Annotated in this window: 12 protein-coding genes; 6 read left to right on the top strand and 6 right to left on the bottom strand. The window is 46.1% G+C overall.

Annotation, left to right across the window (positions count from 1 at the left end; translation table 11 throughout):
- Positions 1 to 77 precede the first annotated feature (77 nt).
- Entirely contained in the window at positions 78 to 1,907 is a 1,830-nt protein-coding gene (gene typA, locus LIX84_RS12565) for a translational GTPase TypA (RefSeq protein ID WP_046874152.1), read from the bottom strand.
- A 530-nt stretch (positions 1,908 to 2,437) separates the two neighbouring features.
- On the opposite strand from typA, the gene glnA reads away from it, so the two are divergent.
- The 6 genes from glnA to add all read left to right on the top strand — a co-directional run bounded on the left by glnA (position 2,438) and on the right by add (position 11,066).
- Entirely contained in the window at positions 2,438 to 3,847 is a 1,410-nt protein-coding gene (gene glnA, locus LIX84_RS12560) for a glutamate--ammonia ligase (RefSeq protein WP_005395023.1), read from the top strand.
- 196 nt (positions 3,848 to 4,043) lie between these two features.
- Positions 4,044 to 4,625, top strand: coding sequence for a DUF4124 domain-containing protein (locus tag LIX84_RS12555; protein WP_226421442.1), 582 nt, complete (start codon positions 4,044 to 4,046; stop codon positions 4,623 to 4,625).
- Between the two features lie 132 nt (positions 4,626 to 4,757).
- Positions 4,758 to 5,804 (top strand): nitrogen regulation protein NR(II), encoded by a 1,047-nt coding sequence (glnL, locus tag LIX84_RS12550; protein ID WP_012841226.1) that lies wholly within the window; start codon positions 4,758 to 4,760, stop codon positions 5,802 to 5,804.
- Between the two features lie 57 nt (positions 5,805 to 5,861).
- Positions 5,862 to 7,265, top strand: a complete 1,404-nt coding sequence (gene glnG / locus LIX84_RS12545) for a nitrogen regulation protein NR(I) (protein ID WP_005395036.1) — start codon at positions 5,862 to 5,864, stop codon at positions 7,263 to 7,265.
- A 102-nt stretch (positions 7,266 to 7,367) separates the two neighbouring features.
- The gene (locus LIX84_RS12540; RefSeq protein ID WP_139060259.1) at positions 7,368 to 9,914 is read left to right on the top strand and encodes a bifunctional diguanylate cyclase/phosphodiesterase; all 2,547 of its coding nucleotides are present in this window, start codon (positions 7,368 to 7,370) and stop codon (positions 9,912 to 9,914) included.
- A 147-nt stretch (positions 9,915 to 10,061) separates the two neighbouring features.
- Positions 10,062 to 11,066 carry an adenosine deaminase gene (gene add, locus LIX84_RS12535; RefSeq protein ID WP_226421441.1) on the top strand — a complete coding sequence of 335 codons (1,005 nt, stop codon included), beginning with the start codon at positions 10,062 to 10,064 and terminating at the stop codon, positions 11,064 to 11,066.
- 68 nt (positions 11,067 to 11,134) lie between these two features.
- Here add and hemN read toward each other — a convergent pair whose 3' ends face one another.
- From hemN to LIX84_RS12510, 5 genes are all read right to left on the bottom strand, one after another.
- Positions 11,135 to 12,526: an oxygen-independent coproporphyrinogen III oxidase gene (hemN, locus tag LIX84_RS12530; protein ID WP_226421440.1), complete on the bottom strand. Its 1,392-nt coding sequence runs from the start codon at positions 12,524 to 12,526 to the stop codon at positions 11,135 to 11,137.
- 184 nt (positions 12,527 to 12,710) lie between these two features.
- The gene (locus tag LIX84_RS12525) at positions 12,711 to 13,199 is read right to left on the bottom strand and encodes a DUF2489 domain-containing protein (protein ID WP_005379254.1); all 489 of its coding nucleotides are present in this window, start codon (positions 13,197 to 13,199) and stop codon (positions 12,711 to 12,713) included.
- A 7-nt stretch (positions 13,200 to 13,206) separates the two neighbouring features.
- Positions 13,207 to 13,749: a Der GTPase-activating protein YihI gene (gene yihI / locus LIX84_RS12520; RefSeq protein ID WP_005394455.1), complete on the bottom strand. Its 543-nt coding sequence runs from the start codon at positions 13,747 to 13,749 to the stop codon at positions 13,207 to 13,209.
- On the bottom strand, positions 13,749 to 14,387 hold the full coding sequence (locus LIX84_RS12515; protein WP_005394454.1) for a class I SAM-dependent methyltransferase: 639 nt from the start codon (positions 14,385 to 14,387) through the stop codon (positions 13,749 to 13,751). The genes yihI and LIX84_RS12515 overlap by 1 nt, the downstream gene beginning before the upstream one ends.
- A gap of 839 nt (positions 14,388 to 15,226) precedes the next feature.
- Positions 15,227 to 15,844, bottom strand: a complete 618-nt coding sequence (locus LIX84_RS12510; protein WP_005379248.1) for a c-type cytochrome — start codon at positions 15,842 to 15,844, stop codon at positions 15,227 to 15,229.
- Positions 15,845 to 15,894: the final 50 nt, after the last annotated feature.

The following is a 15,894-nucleotide window of genomic DNA, read 5'->3' as shown; positions in this document are numbered from 1 at the left end:
GATATTTTCATTCTCTAGATACAAAAAACCCTGAGCATAACTCAGGGCTTCTTCTTAATTGAATCGCTTAACGAAAGTTATTTCGCGCCACGAGAAGCACGTTTACGATCGCTTTCCGTTAGGAATTTCTTACGGATACGGATGCTTTCAGGTGTTACTTCTACTAGCTCGTCGTCATCGATGAACTCAAGCGCTTGCTCTAGCGTCATGATGATTGGCGGAGTTAGAACCTGTGCGTCATCTGTACCAGATGCACGAACGTTGGTTAGCTGCTTACCTTTCAGTGCGTTTACTGTTAGGTCGTTGTCGCGGCTGTGAATACCGATAACCATGCCTTCGTAAACTTCCACACCGTGACCGATAAATAGACGACCACGTTCTTGAAGGTTGAACAGTGCGTTAGTTAGCGCTTTACCCGCAGCGTTAGCAATCAGAACACCGTTGATACGCTGACCGATGTTACCGCCTTTGTGTGGGCCGTAGTGGTCAAACGTATGGTATAGAAGACCAGAACCAGAAGTCAGTGTCATGAATTCCGTTTGGAAGCCGATCAGACCACGAGATGGCATGATGAAGTCCATACGTACACGGCCTTTACCGTCTGGAGCCATATCTTTCAGCTCACCTTTACGTAGGCCGATATTCTCCATGATACCGCCTTGGTGCTCTTCCATTACGTCGATAGTTACCGTTTCAAACGGTTCCATTAGCTGACCATCTTCTTCTTTGATGATTACTTCTGGACGAGATACGGCAAGCTCGAAGCCTTCACGACGCATGTTTTCGATCAGGATAGACAGGTGAAGCTCACCACGGCCTGATACGCGGAATTTGTCTGGATCGTCTGTTTGCTCAACGCGCAGTGCAACGTTGTGTACCAGTTCCTTCTCTAGACGCTCAAGGATGTTACGTGAAGTGACGAACTTACCTTCTTTACCAGCGAATGGAGACGTGTTTACTTGGAACGTCATGGTTACTGTTGGTTCATCAACAGACAGTGCTGGTAGTGCTTCTACTGCGTTTTGTGCACAGATAGTGTCAGAGATTTTAAGCTCGCCAAGACCAGTGATTGCAATGATATCACCCGCGTTAGCTTGCTCAACTTCGTGACGCTCTAGGCCTAGGTAGCCCATTACTGTGCCCACTTTACCGTTGCGAGTTTTGCCGTCTGCACCAACAACCGTTACTTGCTGGTTTGGCTTAACGCTACCACGAGTTACACGGCCAACGCCGATAACGCCAACGTAAGAGCTGTAATCCAACTGAGAGATTTGCATCTGTAGTGGACCATCTAGGTCAACTTCTGGTGCAGCTACTTCGCCAACGATAGTTTCGAATAGCGGTTCCATGTTCTCGCCAGTTTCGCCTTCTTCTAGAGAAGCCCAACCGTTAAGAGCAGAAGCGTAAACCACTTTAAAGTCTAACTGTTCGTCTGAAGCACCTAGGTTGTCGAATAGGTCGAACACTTGGTCCATAACCCAATCAGGACGTGCGCCAGGGCGGTCAATCTTGTTGATAACAACGATTGGTTTTAGACCATGAGCAAACGCTTTTTGTGTTACGAAACGCGTTTGAGGCATTGGACCATCAACCGCGTCAACGATAAGTAGTACAGAGTCTACCATCGACATGATACGTTCAACTTCGCCACCGAAGTCCGCGTGTCCCGGAGTATCTACGATGTTGATACGGTAATCGTTCCAGTCGATTGCTGTGTTTTTAGCAAGAATGGTAATACCGCGCTCTTTCTCGATGTCGTTCGAGTCCATGACTCGCTCTTCAGCTTCACCGCGAGACTCAAGCGTGCCTGATTGTTGTAGCAGCTTGTCAACCAACGTGGTTTTACCGTGGTCAACGTGCGCGATGATCGCGATATTTCTTAATTTATCAATCTGTGGAGTAGCCATGGATATTGATTCACTTAGATAGATGAAATGCCCCCACGCTGAGAACGGGTGCTCTCTGGCGACATTTGCTGATTAAAAAAACGGCCATAATGTACCAGATTTTAGCAAAAAGCCTAGAAATATGTGATCTACTCCCGAGCATTTCTGCGATTTTTACGCTTAATGCCCATTTTCTTCCTCAGAACGAATTGATTAAACGCAACTTTATTCCAATCGATGCATAATTCAAATTGACTCTTGCTCAAAAACTGGGCTGAATAAGCAATGCGCCTGTCACATTATGGTGCAATAATGATTTTTCGCACCACAATAGTGCAAGAAAAGATCATTTTGGTGCAATCATCTGCACCAAGCTAGCGCCAAAAAATACAATTGCTTGAAATTAATGGAATATTTTTTTTGGCACGGTTTTGGCTTTAGTTAAAACAGCATCGATTAATGAAAAGTCAAATTGATTAATCAATGCCAGGTTTCATGAATAATTCATAAATCGAGCTTTTACCGCTTATTAACACTGGAGGTTATCCAAGATGTCAGTAGAAAACGTTCTATCGCTGATCCAAGAAAACGAAGTTAAGTTTGTTGACCTACGCTTCACTGATACAAAAGGTAAAGAGCAGCACATTTCGATCCCTGCTCACCAAATCGACGCAGACTTCTTCGAAGAAGGTAAAATGTTCGATGGTTCATCAGTTGCTGGCTGGAAAGGTATCAACGAATCAGACATGGTAATGATGCCTGACGCATCTTCTGCTGTGCTTGACCCATTCACGGAAGACGCAACACTAAACATCCGTTGTGACATCTTAGAGCCGGCAACAATGCAAGGCTACGACCGTGACCCACGTTCTATCGCAAAACGCGCTGAAGACTTCATGCGCTCTACTGGCGTTGCAGATACTGTACTTATCGGTCCTGAGCCAGAATTCTTTCTATTTGACGACGTGAAGTTCGCGACTGACATGTCAGGCTCTTTCTTCAAGATCGATGACGTAGAAGCAGCATGGAACACAGGTTCTGATTACGAAGAAGGTAACAAAGGTCACCGTCCAGGCGTTAAAGGTGGTTACTTCCCTGTAGCTCCAGTGGATTCATCTCAAGATATCCGTTCTGCTATGTGTCTAGTAATGGAAGAGATGGGTCTTGTTGTTGAAGCGCACCACCACGAAGTGGCAACAGCGGGTCAAAACGAAATCGCAACTCGTTTCAACACGCTAACAACCAAAGCTGACGAAATCCAAATCTACAAGTACGTTGTACACAACGTTGCTCACGCGTTTGGTAAAACGGCAACATTCATGCCTAAACCACTTGTTGGTGACAACGGTAGTGGTATGCACGTTCACCAATCTCTAGCGAAAGATGGTGTAAACCTATTTGCTGGTGACAAGTACGGCGGTCTATCTGAAATGGCGCTTTACTACATTGGCGGTATCATCAAACACGCTCGTGCAATCAACGCATTTGCTAACCCATCAACAAACTCGTACAAACGTCTTGTACCAGGCTTCGAAGCGCCAGTTATGCTTGCTTACTCTGCACGTAACCGCTCTGCTTCAATCCGTATCCCAGTGGTACCAAGCCCGAAAGCACGTCGTATCGAAGTTCGCTTTGGTGACCCAGCGGCTAACCCATACCTATGCTTTGCATCAATGCTAATGGCTGGTCTTGACGGTATTAAGAACAAGATCCACCCAGGCGAAGCAATGGATAAAGACCTTTACGATCTACCAGCAGAAGAAGCAGCAGAAATCCCAACGGTTGCATACTCACTGAAAGACGCACTAGCAGAGCTAGATGCTGACCGTGAATTCCTAACAGCGGGTGGTGTATTCTCTGACGACTTCATCGACTCTTACATCGAACTGAAATCTCAGGACGTAGAGCGCGTGAACATGACAACTCACCCAGTTGAGTTCGAACTTTACTACTCTGTATAAGGTCGACACTGTGTAAAATGTAAACACAGCAACAAAATATTAGGCTCGCCTCGCAGGCGGGCCTTTTTTGTATTCGTCAGTCAAGATTCGACGTTTAACATGAGGGGATAATAAAAATACGCTTGGACTTTTTACCTTGTAGGTCAAAGAGCTAAGCCATTGAAACGTGAAATCATCGATCAAAAGAAGGTGAGCAATGAAAGTTCAGCTTATTCCATCGCTATGTGCTCTCAGCGGATTGTTAATCGTCTCCATCGCATCAGCGCAGGTTGCTTATACATGGGTAGATGAAAATGGCGTGGTTCATTTTAGTGATACGCCAAACCAAGGTGCAAAAGCCATCGCGCTGCCAAACCTTGAAGCCAGCGCACCGGCTCCTAAGGTAGAAAGCACGGAATCACTCGCCCCTCAGACCAAGCTATCGAAAGAGCCACAAGACAAGCCGGAAAAGAAAACCGATAAACCTCTCCCATTAAAGCTCTCGATGCTGACTCCTCAACATAACGAAACCATCCGCAGCAACCGAGGCATCATCAATATTCAACTGGAAACCAATCGCAAGCTTGGTATCGGCGAACAGTTGCAACTGCTGCTCGACGGAAAACCTTATGGTGCGCCACAAAGCCATATGATGTGGCAGTTAAACAATATTGACCGAGGCACCCACACACTGGCCGTGCACGCGAAAAGAAGCGGCAAGCTTATTGCATCTACTAGCCCTATAACGGTGCATTTACATAGAGCAAGTGTTAAGCCGACCGTAAAAGGGGCAAAATAGAATATCTGGTGAAAAAAATAGCATCACTGCGGTGCTTTTCACTTTTTCTTCTGAGATTTATTCGCCATACTTAACGTTCAATTGCACCATTATTGTGCAACGCACAATCTTAAAGCAAAACAAGGACGTAATGTGGATACCAGTCTTCCTAGTGCCATTCTCAATAACATGGTGACAGCAACGCTGATTCTTGATGATGGATTGGCTATCCGTTATGCCAATCCGGCTGCCGAGTTGCTGTTTTCTCAGAGCGCGAAACGTATTGTTGAACAATCGCTTTCTCAATTGATTCAACATGCGTCGCTGGATCTCGCGCTGCTCACTCAACCATTGCAAAGTGGCCAAAGCATCACCGACAGTGACGTCACTTTCGTTGTTGATGGCCGCCCCTTAATGCTAGAGGTGACAGTTAGCCCAATCACTTGGCAAAAACAACTGATGTTACTCGTCGAGATGCGCAAAATTGATCAACAGCGCCGACTCTCTCAAGAACTAAACCAGCACGCCCAACAACAAGCGGCGAAACTGTTAGTCCGAGGGCTTGCACATGAGATCAAAAACCCGCTAGGTGGATTACGTGGTGCAGCGCAATTGCTAGAAAAAATGCTGCCAGATCCCTCTCTCACCGAGTATACGCACATCATTATTGAGCAAGCCGACCGTTTAAGAGCGCTCGTTGATCGATTACTCGGGCCACAAAAGCCAGGTAAAAAGACACAAGAAAACTTGCATCAAATTCTGGAAAAGGTCCGCCAGTTGGTTGAATTAGAATCGCAACGTTCAATCGTGATTGAACGCGATTACGACCCGAGCTTGCCAGAAATTTTGATGGATGCGGACCAAATCGAACAGGCGATGCTTAATATCGTCAGTAATGCGGCGCAAATTCTTAGCCATCAAGAACACGGTAAAATCACCATTCGCACCAGAACGGTGCATCAAGCTAATATTCACGGCAAACGCTGTAAACTCGCTGCGCGTGTCGAAATCACAGACAACGGCCCAGGCATTCCACCGGAATTACAAGACACGCTGTTCTATCCCATGGTCAGTGGCCGCGAGGGAGGAACTGGCTTAGGGCTGTCTATTTCACAAAATTTGATCGACCAGCACAATGGAAAAATAGACGTAGAAAGCTGGCCTGGTCACACAACATTTACTATTTATTTGCCGATCTGATTGCGCTAATGGACTTCAAGTCGCATCATTTTTTCGGTTTGCTGCAAGGATTACTACATGAGTAAAGGATATGTTTGGGTCGTTGATGACGACAGTTCCATTCGCTGGGTGATGGAGAAAACGCTCTCCTCTGCCAACATAAAATGCGAAACCTATGCCGATGGGGAAAGCGTTTTGATGGCGCTCGAACGCGAAGTACCAGATGTGCTGGTATCGGACATTCGCATGCCGGGCATTGATGGATTAGAGCTGCTAAAACAAGTACAGCGCGATTACCCAGACCTTCCCGTGATTATCATGACCGCCCACTCAGATTTGGATGCGGCAGTGAATGCGTACCAAAAAGGCGCCTTTGAATACTTACCAAAACCTTTTGATATCGATGAAACCTTAACGTTAGTTGAGCGAGCGATTGCACACAGTCACGAAAATAAACGTGAGCAACTCTCTCCAGAAGACATTCCAGCAGAAACGCCAGAAATCATCGGTGAAGCGCCAGCCATGCAAGAAGTATTTCGCGCCATTGGTCGTCTTTCTCGCTCCTCAATTTCAGTATTGATTAACGGTGAATCGGGCACGGGTAAAGAGCTCGTTGCTCATGCGTTGCACCGCCATAGTCCTCGCGCCAACAAACCTTTTATTGCACTCAATATGGCGGCGATTCCCAAAGATCTGATTGAGTCAGAGTTGTTTGGTCATGAAAAAGGGGCATTTACCGGGGCGAACAATGTTCGTCAGGGTCGATTCGAACAAGCCAATGGCGGCACCCTATTTTTAGACGAAATCGGTGACATGCCGTTAGATATTCAAACCCGTTTGCTGCGTGTTCTGGCCGATGGACAGTTTTATCGAGTGGGCGGTCACTCCCCAATCAGCGTCGACGTAAGGATTGTCGCGGCAACACACCAGAATTTAGAAAAGCTGGTGCATGAAGGCGATTTCCGTGAAGATTTATTCCATCGCTTGAACGTGATTCGAGTGCAGATTCCGGCATTGCGTGAACGTAAGCAGGACATCGAAAAACTTACGCAGCATTTTCTTATCCGAGCGGCTGATGAGCTGGGGGTCGAAACCAAAACTCTGCATCCGTCGACCGTTGAAATTCTTAACCGCCTTGATTGGCCGGGCAACGTGCGTCAATTAGAGAATATTTGCCGTTGGTTAACCGTCATGGCCAGTGGTAGCGAGGTATTGCCAAACGACTTACCAAGCGAACTGCTCGAAGAGAAAAAATCCATTTCGGACTCTGAGCATGGCAGCTGGCAAGAACAATTGGCGGATTGGGCACGTCAATCACTCGCGGCAGGAGATAAAGAACTACTTTCTTATGCTTTACCAGAATTTGAGCGCATTTTATTAGAGGCAGCTTTGGAGCACACTAAAGGTCACAAGCAAGATGCCGCTAAAGTATTAGGCTGGGGGCGAAACACGCTTACCAGAAAATTAAAAGAATTGTACTGACAATCACTTACGTGGTGCGTTAACAACGAGAGTCGTTTGTCACTCGATATTAACAAAAATATCAGTACAATTGTGGCGCACCACCATCTATGTGATTAGGCAATGTCTACTGCTACGACTCAAATTACACTGCGTACCGCTGTTCTCATTCCATTTGTCATGATCTTCTTACTGGCGATCGGTGTCATTGTCTACGTCCAAAAACAAAGCTACGAAGAAGTGGTCACAGATATCAGCGACAAACAACTTTCCGTGTTAACCGAAAGTGTCCACGACCACCTTAATAGCTATCTGCGCAAGCCGTTTACTGCGGTTATGGCTCTCGCGCATAACGTCAGCTATCACAACCTTTATCATCCTCACGACACCTCAGATATTCAAAGCTACCTGCTGAGTGCATTCAAAAACCTTTACCAATCGATACCGCAGTTGGATGTCATCGCATTTGGTTCAGAAAGCGGTGACTTTGCCGGGTTCCGCCGCGAGCTTTCCGACGATTACACCTTAATGGTTCAAGATCGATATACCGATGGCGATCTGATTATTTATGGCACTAACCATGTGAGTAATAGCATTCGAACGGTTATCTCTCCATACGATCCTCGCACTCGCCCATGGTATACGCCCGTCGCTGAGGCTCAAACCTCGATGTGGTCTGAGATTTATACGAATGCCGATGAACGCCAGGATATTACGCTGTCAGCCATGACACCGGTGTATAAACACGACCAATTTGCTGGCGTGTTGGTGACAGACATTCGCATCAACACATTTAACGAATTTCTACGTGAGTTAAAATACAACACCAAAGCTTCGGTCTACATCATGGACCCAGAGCATCGTTTAATCGCTCACTCAGGCCCGGGAAGCGTCATCTCATGGGGCACAAAGTTTTCTGATAAAGGGCAGCGTTTGTTTGCGGCTGAAAACGCAGATCCGATCATCAAAATCAGTGCGAGCCGCGTTCGGTCGTTTGATCTCAACAATACTAAGCAACCTTACACCTTTTCATTTGAACATGACGGCCAACGTATTTTCAGCCGACTAACCCCATACCGAGATCAAAACGGTTTAACATGGTTTATTGGCACCTCTATATCTGAATCCGAGTTGCTGGGTACATTGCCGAAAAGCCAACAAAAGAGTTGGCTAGTCGGGTTTATCGTCAGCCTATTTGGTATCGCCATCAGTTGGATCATTTTCAACCGAGTCACCAGACCGATTAACGCGACGGCTGACGCCGCCCAACACCTTGCGAATGGCGATTGGGACAGCAGTATGCCAAAACCTGGTTATGTGTATGAGACAACGGTACTTGTGCATGCCTTTAATGAGATGACGAGTAACCTCAGAGCCTCATTTAAAGCGTTGCGTGAACAGTTGGTTTATGACTCTCTGACACGCTTATACAGTCGTCAGGGCTTGGTCGAAATCTGTGAGAACCAATCTCACCTGTGCCACGGCAGTTTATTTTTACTTGGTATCAACAAATTTAGAGATATCAACGACAGTGTGGGTCATCATAACGGTGATCAACTGTTGGTCAGCATCGCAGAAAGGCTAAAACAAGAGTTTAGTGATAACGCGTTACTGGCTCGGATTGGTGGTGATGAGTTCGCAGTGTTTCTCTCAAACGCCGATACTGAAGCCAAAGTTAAACAAACCGAGCGTCGATTACAGCAACTCTTTTCCACCCCATTTATGGTGGAAGGTGAGAATGTAGTGATGAAGATTTCACTTGGCATTGTGCAAACCCAACCAAATGAAACCATGCCGCTGTGGCTTCGCAACGCCAGCATCGCATTAAGCTACGCCAAGCAAGACTCACTGACCGGTGTCTGTCATTACAGCCCTGAACTGGCAAGCGCTTCAAAGTTCCGCACCCAAATGCTGACTAAGATTCAAACTGGCATCGAAAACCGAGAGTTTATCCCTCATTATCAACCTATTGTGGATCTCGCTAGTGGTAATGTGTGTGGCGCAGAAGCGCTGGCGCGCTGGCACAGTGACTCAGGAATGGTGTCACCATTAGATTTTATTCCAATCGCAGAAGAAAGCGGCATGATCAAAGCCATTGGCCAACAAATTCTGTTACAAGCTTGCCGCGATACATACCAAGCCATTCAAAGTAATCAGTGGCCATCAGACTTCCAACTGCATGTGAACATCTCCGTTAATCAACTGTCCTGCCCTGATTTTGTCGATACAGTGACCAACGTGTTGGATATCACAAAATTACCCGCCAGTAACCTAACACTGGAGATCACCGAGTCGCGCATTATTGATAGCGCACCAACCACACTGGAAAATATGACCAAACTGCGTGATATGGGGATTGGTATCGCGATCGATGATTTCGGTACCGGTTACTCATCACTGGGTTATCTTCACTCACTGCCATTTACTTGTTTGAAGATTGATCGCACCTTCATCAATCAACTCACGCAAGAAAACTTAGACAGTTCGGTCGTTGCTGCGGTCATCAATATCACCGCGGGCCTCAAAACCAATGTCGTCGCAGAAGGCGTAGAGGATAGCAATCAAGCACAATTATTGCGCTCTTTAGGCTGCAACCAAGTGCAAGGCTTCTATTACAGTCGTCCAATGCCACTAGAAGAGTGGCCAACAAATTTGGTTAACATGAAGTAGAAAAGAGCGAGAATCGTTGATTTCCTAGTCATCCTCTACTGACAATCTACCTAACTGTTATTTATACTTAACTGCAAATCTTACCCATGTATTGTCACAGATGATGTTTGGGCCCTGTTCCAGTTCATAACTATCCGGATCGACATAATGATAACGAAGAACCTTCCTCTTACTGATTTGCACCGCCACCTTGACGGTAACATTCGTACTAAAACGATTCTTGAGCTTGGCCAAAAATTTGGTATTGCTCTGCCAGCGTACGATATTGAGTCTCTAACTCCTCACGTTCAAATTGTCGAAGCGGAACCCTCTCTTGTTGCTTTCCTTTCTAAGCTCGACTGGGGTGTTGCGGTACTGGGCGACCTAGATGCATGTCGTCGTGTGGCGTACGAAAACGTAGAAGACGCACTAAACGCTCAAATCGATTACACTGAACTGCGTTTCTCACCATACTACATGGCAATGAAACACAAGTTACCAGTAGCGGGTGTTGTTGAAGCAGTCGTGGACGGCGTGCAAGCGGGTATGCGCGATTTTGGCGTGAAAGCCAACCTGATCGGCATCATGAGCCGCACATTTGGCACCGACGCGTGCCAACAAGAACTGGACGGCATTCTGAGCCAAAAAGATCACATCGTTGCCGTCGACTTGGCGGGTGACGAACTGGGCCAACCGGGTGATCGCTTTGTATCTCACTTCAAGCAAGTACGCGATGCTGGCCTTGGGGTAACGGTTCATGCTGGTGAAGCAGCAGGTGCAGAGAGCATGTGGCAAGCAATCAATGAGCTGGGCGCAACTCGTATCGGCCACGGCGTAAAAGCGATCCACGATCCAAAACTGATGGATTACCTAGCAGAAAACCGCATTGGTATTGAGTCTTGCCTAACATCAAACTACCAAACAAGTACGGTAGAAACGTTAGAAAACCACCCTCTCAAACAGTTCCTAGAGCATGGCGTTCTTGCGTGTCTGAACACTGACGATCCAGCGGTAGAAGGCATCGAACTGCCATACGAATACGAAGTAGCGGCACCAGCAGCTGGTCTGAGCCAAGACCAGATTCGCCAAGCACAAATCAATGGTCTTGAGATTGCTTTCCTTTCAGAAGCAGAAAAAGCGGAACTGAAAGCAAAAGTAAAAGATCGCGCTTAAATCCAGCGAAAACATAAAAAATGCCAGCATCTGCTGGCATTTTTTATATCTTGAATCGGCGTCTATGATTAGATAACACGAGAGAATTGTTGCTGACGCGCCTTCGCTCGCAGGTACTTATCGAAGCTCATACAAATATTACGGATCAGCAAACGACCTCGCAGCGTCACACGAATTTCATTGTCATCCACTTCCACCAGCTCATCGTTGATGAAGGTCTGAAGTAGCTGCAAGTCTTCTTTAAAGTACTGATCAAACTTCACTTTAAACTCAGACTCGATCGCTTTCTTGTCTAGTTTAAAATTACAAATCAGCTGCTTGATCACTTCGCGACGTAGCAAATCATCAGAGTCCAGCGAGACCCCTTTCCACAGTGCGTGACGAAGTTCGTTGACTTGAGCGTAGTATTTCTTCAGCTCTTTCTGGTTTTGCGCGTATGCATCGCCGATCATCGAGATTGCAGAGACACCAAAGCCAACCAAATCACATTCACCTTGCGTGGTGTAGCCTTGGAAGTTGCGATGCAAAATACCTTCGCGCTGAGCAACGGCAAGTTCGTCATCAGGCAATGCAAAATGGTCCATACCGATGAACTGGTAGCCAGCACCAGTCAGTGTCGCGATGGTGTCTTGCAGAATCGCCATCTTCTCTTCTGCTTTAGGCAGATCTTCGTCTTTAATCTTACGCTGCGCTGCAAATAGCTGTGGCATGTGCGCGTAGTTAAATACGGACAGACGGCCCGGCTGCATTTCCAGTACTTGTTCTAACGTCTTGGCAAAAGAGACTTTGGTTTGCTTTGGCAAGCCGTAGATCAAATCTAGGTTTGTCGAACGGAAACCCAACTCTTTTGCGCGCGCAACCATCGCAAAGATGAACTCTTCATCTTGCTCACGGTTCACCAGTTTTTGCACTTCTTTGTTGAAGTCCTGAACACCGATGCTCAAGCGGTTAAAGCCTTCGCTACGCAGGTGATCCAACATGGTGATCTGAATTTCACGCGGGTCAACTTCGATACTGATTTCAGCATCACTGCTAAAGGTAAACTCTTGGCGCAACAGGTTCATTACGCGTGTAATTTGCTTTTCAGAAAGGAACGTTGGCGTACCACCACCAAAGTGCAATTGCGTTACCGTTCTGCCCACCAATAAGGCTGCACGTTGACGAATCTCATGCTCAAGCACATCGAGGTATTCGTCCGCTTTGTGCGAGTGGCGCGTGATGACTTTATTACAACCACAGTAGTAACAAAGCTTGTGACAGAACGGAATATGCACGTACAGCGATAATGGGCGGTCTGGGTACTGAGTGCATGCCATATCATAATCAGAAATGGTGAACGCTTCATGGAACTCCAGCGCCGTTGGGTACGAAGTGTAGCGAGGACCGGAATAGTTGTACTTATCCAATACCGCTTGATCCCAGACGATTTGCTGCTTCGATTCAGTGTGTTGATTCGACATGGTGGTACTTTCCGTTAAATGCTAGGGCAACGAAAACCGTCACCCGATATTCAGAGCCGCTATTTTGCCATACGACGATGACAAGCGTGGCAACGCCGACTGGCTTTTTAATTATAAAACTAAAGAAGTGCTAGCGTGATCACGATACCCCCAGCAGTCATAAGGAAACCATTGGGGGTAACTATTAAATCATCTGAATATTGATTTGATTATTCAGTGGCTGGACGTTTTTCTGCAACACTTTGAGCTCCTCAATGATCGCATCAGTGAGGCGGCTTTCCGCTTTATGACGCGTCAAGTTCTGTTGCATACGCTCTTTCTTGGCAAGTTGTTGGCGTTCTTCACCACGCGCCATATCTTTCACGATATGGTAAAGCTCAGAAATTGCAGGGTACGTTTTATCGAAATCGACACGGTCTTCACCTTGTACATAATCCATGATGTTATACACACGAATACTGATTTCAGATAAATCGCATTGGCCTTGAATACCCGCCTGACACAAGGTATGCACATTCTCAAAAATGTTGGCGTTACGTTTATCTATCGCCAATTTTTGATGCTTTAGCTGCAATTCCTTTTGCTTTTTCAATTGAAGCAGAAGGTAACCTGCATAAGAAGCAAGTGCGATGATAATCACAACACCAGCAATAGCTAATAAGGTTACATTCATAGCTTAATTATCCTTTGTAGTCGTCGAAGTTAATGTCGTCGAAATCTGCCAGCAAGTCATCATCATTGCGCGTGCTTTTCTCAGCAGGAGCAGTGAAGTCTTCCTCTTCTTCAGGTTCCAACAAACCTAGTTGGTCCATTAGCTTCTCAATGCGGTCGAGCTTCTCATCGACGTATTTCTGTAGACCTGTGCCTAGGTTTTCACCCGCTTCAATACGGTCTAGCAACACGTTCAATTGCGCGTCATTTTCTAGCATCTCTAGTTCTTGCTCTGCCGACAAACGACGCTCTTGCTTCGTCATTTTCTTCGCAGGCTCAACAACCAGAGGAATTTTCTTTTTACTGCCTAAACGCGGGTCGCGGTTTTGTGCAGCAGCTTGCTTTTTCTGCTCGTTAACTTCTGAGTTACGGTTACCCGTTTTCAAGCCTTTGCGCTTTTTAGCACGCTTGCGTAGGCGGCCTTCCACATCAGATTCTGTACGGTTACGAGTTACAACAAACTCAGGTGCGCCAGCGGCACCTGGCTTTCTAGATTTTTTACTACGGCTCATTACTGGGGTTTCCTCAGTAAAATTACATCATTACCAATAAATTCGAGTTCGAGCTTATCCCGCTCTGCTAGGAACTGGAACGTGTCACGACTAAAGAACACTACATGAGTGAGATCGTTCTTATAATGCCATGATTTGAAAGCCTCCACGTCGATGACCATTTTCGTCATCAGGCCTATCCAGCCCCCTGGCTTAACTAAATTCAACCATTGCTTCCACACCAAATCTGGGTGGTAGAGGTGCTCTATCACCTCTGTTGCTGTCATGAAATCATACGTTTTTTCTAAAACCGACGTATCGGGGTGGTAGTAGAGATCGTACAACGCCATGTTGTGCCCCGCCTCTTCCAGCATTAAGGAGAGCGTTGGGCCAGGACCACAACCAAAGTCGATACCATTTGATTGTGGAGAAATTCGCTCTGTGATCGGGTCAGCAATACGCGACAAAAAGCGTCGGTAACCTAAATCTTCAGGGTTGTTCTCATGCAAATCATAGTGAGCTTTTTCGGTTTCCGCATCCAAACGTTGGTCTGGATTCACAAACACCAAACTGCACTGCTCACATTGAAGATATTCACGTCGCTTATCTTCAAAATAGTGGTGAGTACGCTGATTTTGGCATAAAGGACAGGTATGCATGCTGACTTCCTCAAACAGGGATGCGAAACATACCAGAAAGTGAACTCGGATTGGAGTGTTGTTGAGTATTTTTTCAGCAATTTTTGTTAAAAAACTTTGTTTACAACCCATCGAAGTAAATAAGTGCAGTAATCGTAATTCAGATTGCGACTTACCAAGGGAAAAGAATATAAAAAAAGCGACAGTCAGACTGTCGCTTTCTAAGTGCCATCAATTGGCGAAACTGTGTTGCACACATTTGGTGCACCAATGATCCCTTTGTTTTTCGAGCTTTCCCTGCCAAAAAGAGTTGTTTTTCATCTTCCTGATGAGTTTTGGCTATCCGTTTACTTCCTGTCTACTGAGCAACTTCCTGTGCCTGATCCGTTTCACTGTCTTAACCGTCAGACGAGATGACCATCCTTATCAGATAGGCTCCCTACCTATCTAAATCCCTTTCTAAATCACCAAGCATCCGAGCTACATCCTTGGAGACCTAAACCGTGGTCTTAAATCCTTACATTCACCCCCTGTGAACAACTTCTACTTTACGCCATCCCGCGATGCTCACAAGTAATGGGTTGAAAAAATAATCCGCCTATTTTTCTAAAACATCAAAATTATCATTTAATCAAAAAGTTAAAAACACCAACAAGAAAAAGCCAACATCAAGTATGGCAAATGTCTCACAAACTACCGAGCTAACTATCGCTTTCGAACTCAAAGTCGACTGTGATATTTGTCACGAACAAAAATGCCCTAGTGGATTCACTAGGGCATTTTTGTACAAGTTGCTCGAACGATGTAGGGACATCTACCCAACCAGCTCAAGATGCAGGATCTTGAGCGATTTAGGTATATTAGTGCAGACCGCCAACGTATTTAGACAGCACTTCGATATCTTCGTCTGTCATTTTCTTCGCGATGTCGCGCATCATGGCATTCATATCATTACCACGGTCGCCATCACGGAATTTTTCTAGCTGAGCTTTGATGTAGTCAGCATGCTGACCAGAAATTTTCGGGAAACCTGAAAGCTCAGTACCATTGCCACGAGGACCATGACATGCAATACATGCGGTTAGGCCACGCTCGGCATCACCAGCGGTATAAAGCGTTTTGCCTTTTGCTACCACATCTTCAGGTGTTGAGTTTTCTGAAACTGGTAGCGAAGCGTAGTAAGCAGATAGGTCTGCGATATCTTCATCGCTCAGTGGCATTGCCATACCACTCATTACAGGATCGTAACGACCTTGTTTACCACCACTTGTCATGCCTAGCTTAAGTTCTTTTAACTGCTTCTCAAGATACTTAGCGTGTTGGCCTGCGAGTTTCGGGTACGTTGTTATTGCACTGTTGCCATCTGCTCCGTGACAGGCGACACAGGTTTGTGATTTTGCTTTACCAGCCTCAATATTACCTTGGGCCCATACTGAGCAACTGGCTAAAAGACTCAAAATTAGCGCTAATTTCTTCATGACATTCCATTATAATTATCAAGCTTCCAGTACCACGGAATGTGAACATA

Source organism: Vibrio sp. E14, from assembly GCF_020515785.1.
In the GTDB taxonomy this organism is placed as follows: domain Bacteria; phylum Pseudomonadota; class Gammaproteobacteria; order Enterobacterales; family Vibrionaceae; genus Vibrio; species Vibrio diabolicus.
Note: the sequence above shows the minus strand (reverse complement) of the source record. Positions and strands in the feature narration are given on the sequence as shown.

Bases quoted from the DNA above. Each gene is read 5' to 3' on its own strand.
- typA (WP_046874152.1), bottom strand. From the start codon at position 1,907: ATGGCTACTCCACAGATTGATAAATTAAGAAATATCGCGATCATCGCG.
- glnA (WP_005395023.1), top strand. From the start codon at position 2,438: ATGTCAGTAGAAAACGTTCTATCGCTGATCCAAGAAAACGAAGTTAAG.
- LIX84_RS12555 (WP_226421442.1), top strand. From the start codon at position 4,044: ATGAAAGTTCAGCTTATTCCATCGCTATGTGCTCTCAGCGGATTGTTA.
- glnG (WP_005395036.1), top strand. From the start codon at position 5,862: ATGAGTAAAGGATATGTTTGGGTCGTTGATGACGACAGTTCCATTCGC.
- LIX84_RS12540 (WP_139060259.1), top strand. From the start codon at position 7,368: ATGTCTACTGCTACGACTCAAATTACACTGCGTACCGCTGTTCTCATT.
- add (WP_226421441.1), top strand. From the start codon at position 10,062: ATGATAACGAAGAACCTTCCTCTTACTGATTTGCACCGCCACCTTGAC.
- hemN (WP_226421440.1), bottom strand. From the start codon at position 12,526: ATGTCGAATCAACACACTGAATCGAAGCAGCAAATCGTCTGGGATCAA.
- LIX84_RS12525 (WP_005379254.1), bottom strand. From the start codon at position 13,199: ATGAATGTAACCTTATTAGCTATTGCTGGTGTTGTGATTATCATCGCA.
- yihI (WP_005394455.1), bottom strand. From the start codon at position 13,749: ATGAGCCGTAGTAAAAAATCTAGAAAGCCAGGTGCCGCTGGCGCACCT.
- LIX84_RS12515 (WP_005394454.1), bottom strand. From the start codon at position 14,387: ATGCATACCTGTCCTTTATGCCAAAATCAGCGTACTCACCACTATTTT.
- LIX84_RS12510 (WP_005379248.1), bottom strand. From the start codon at position 15,844: ATGAAGAAATTAGCGCTAATTTTGAGTCTTTTAGCCAGTTGCTCAGTA.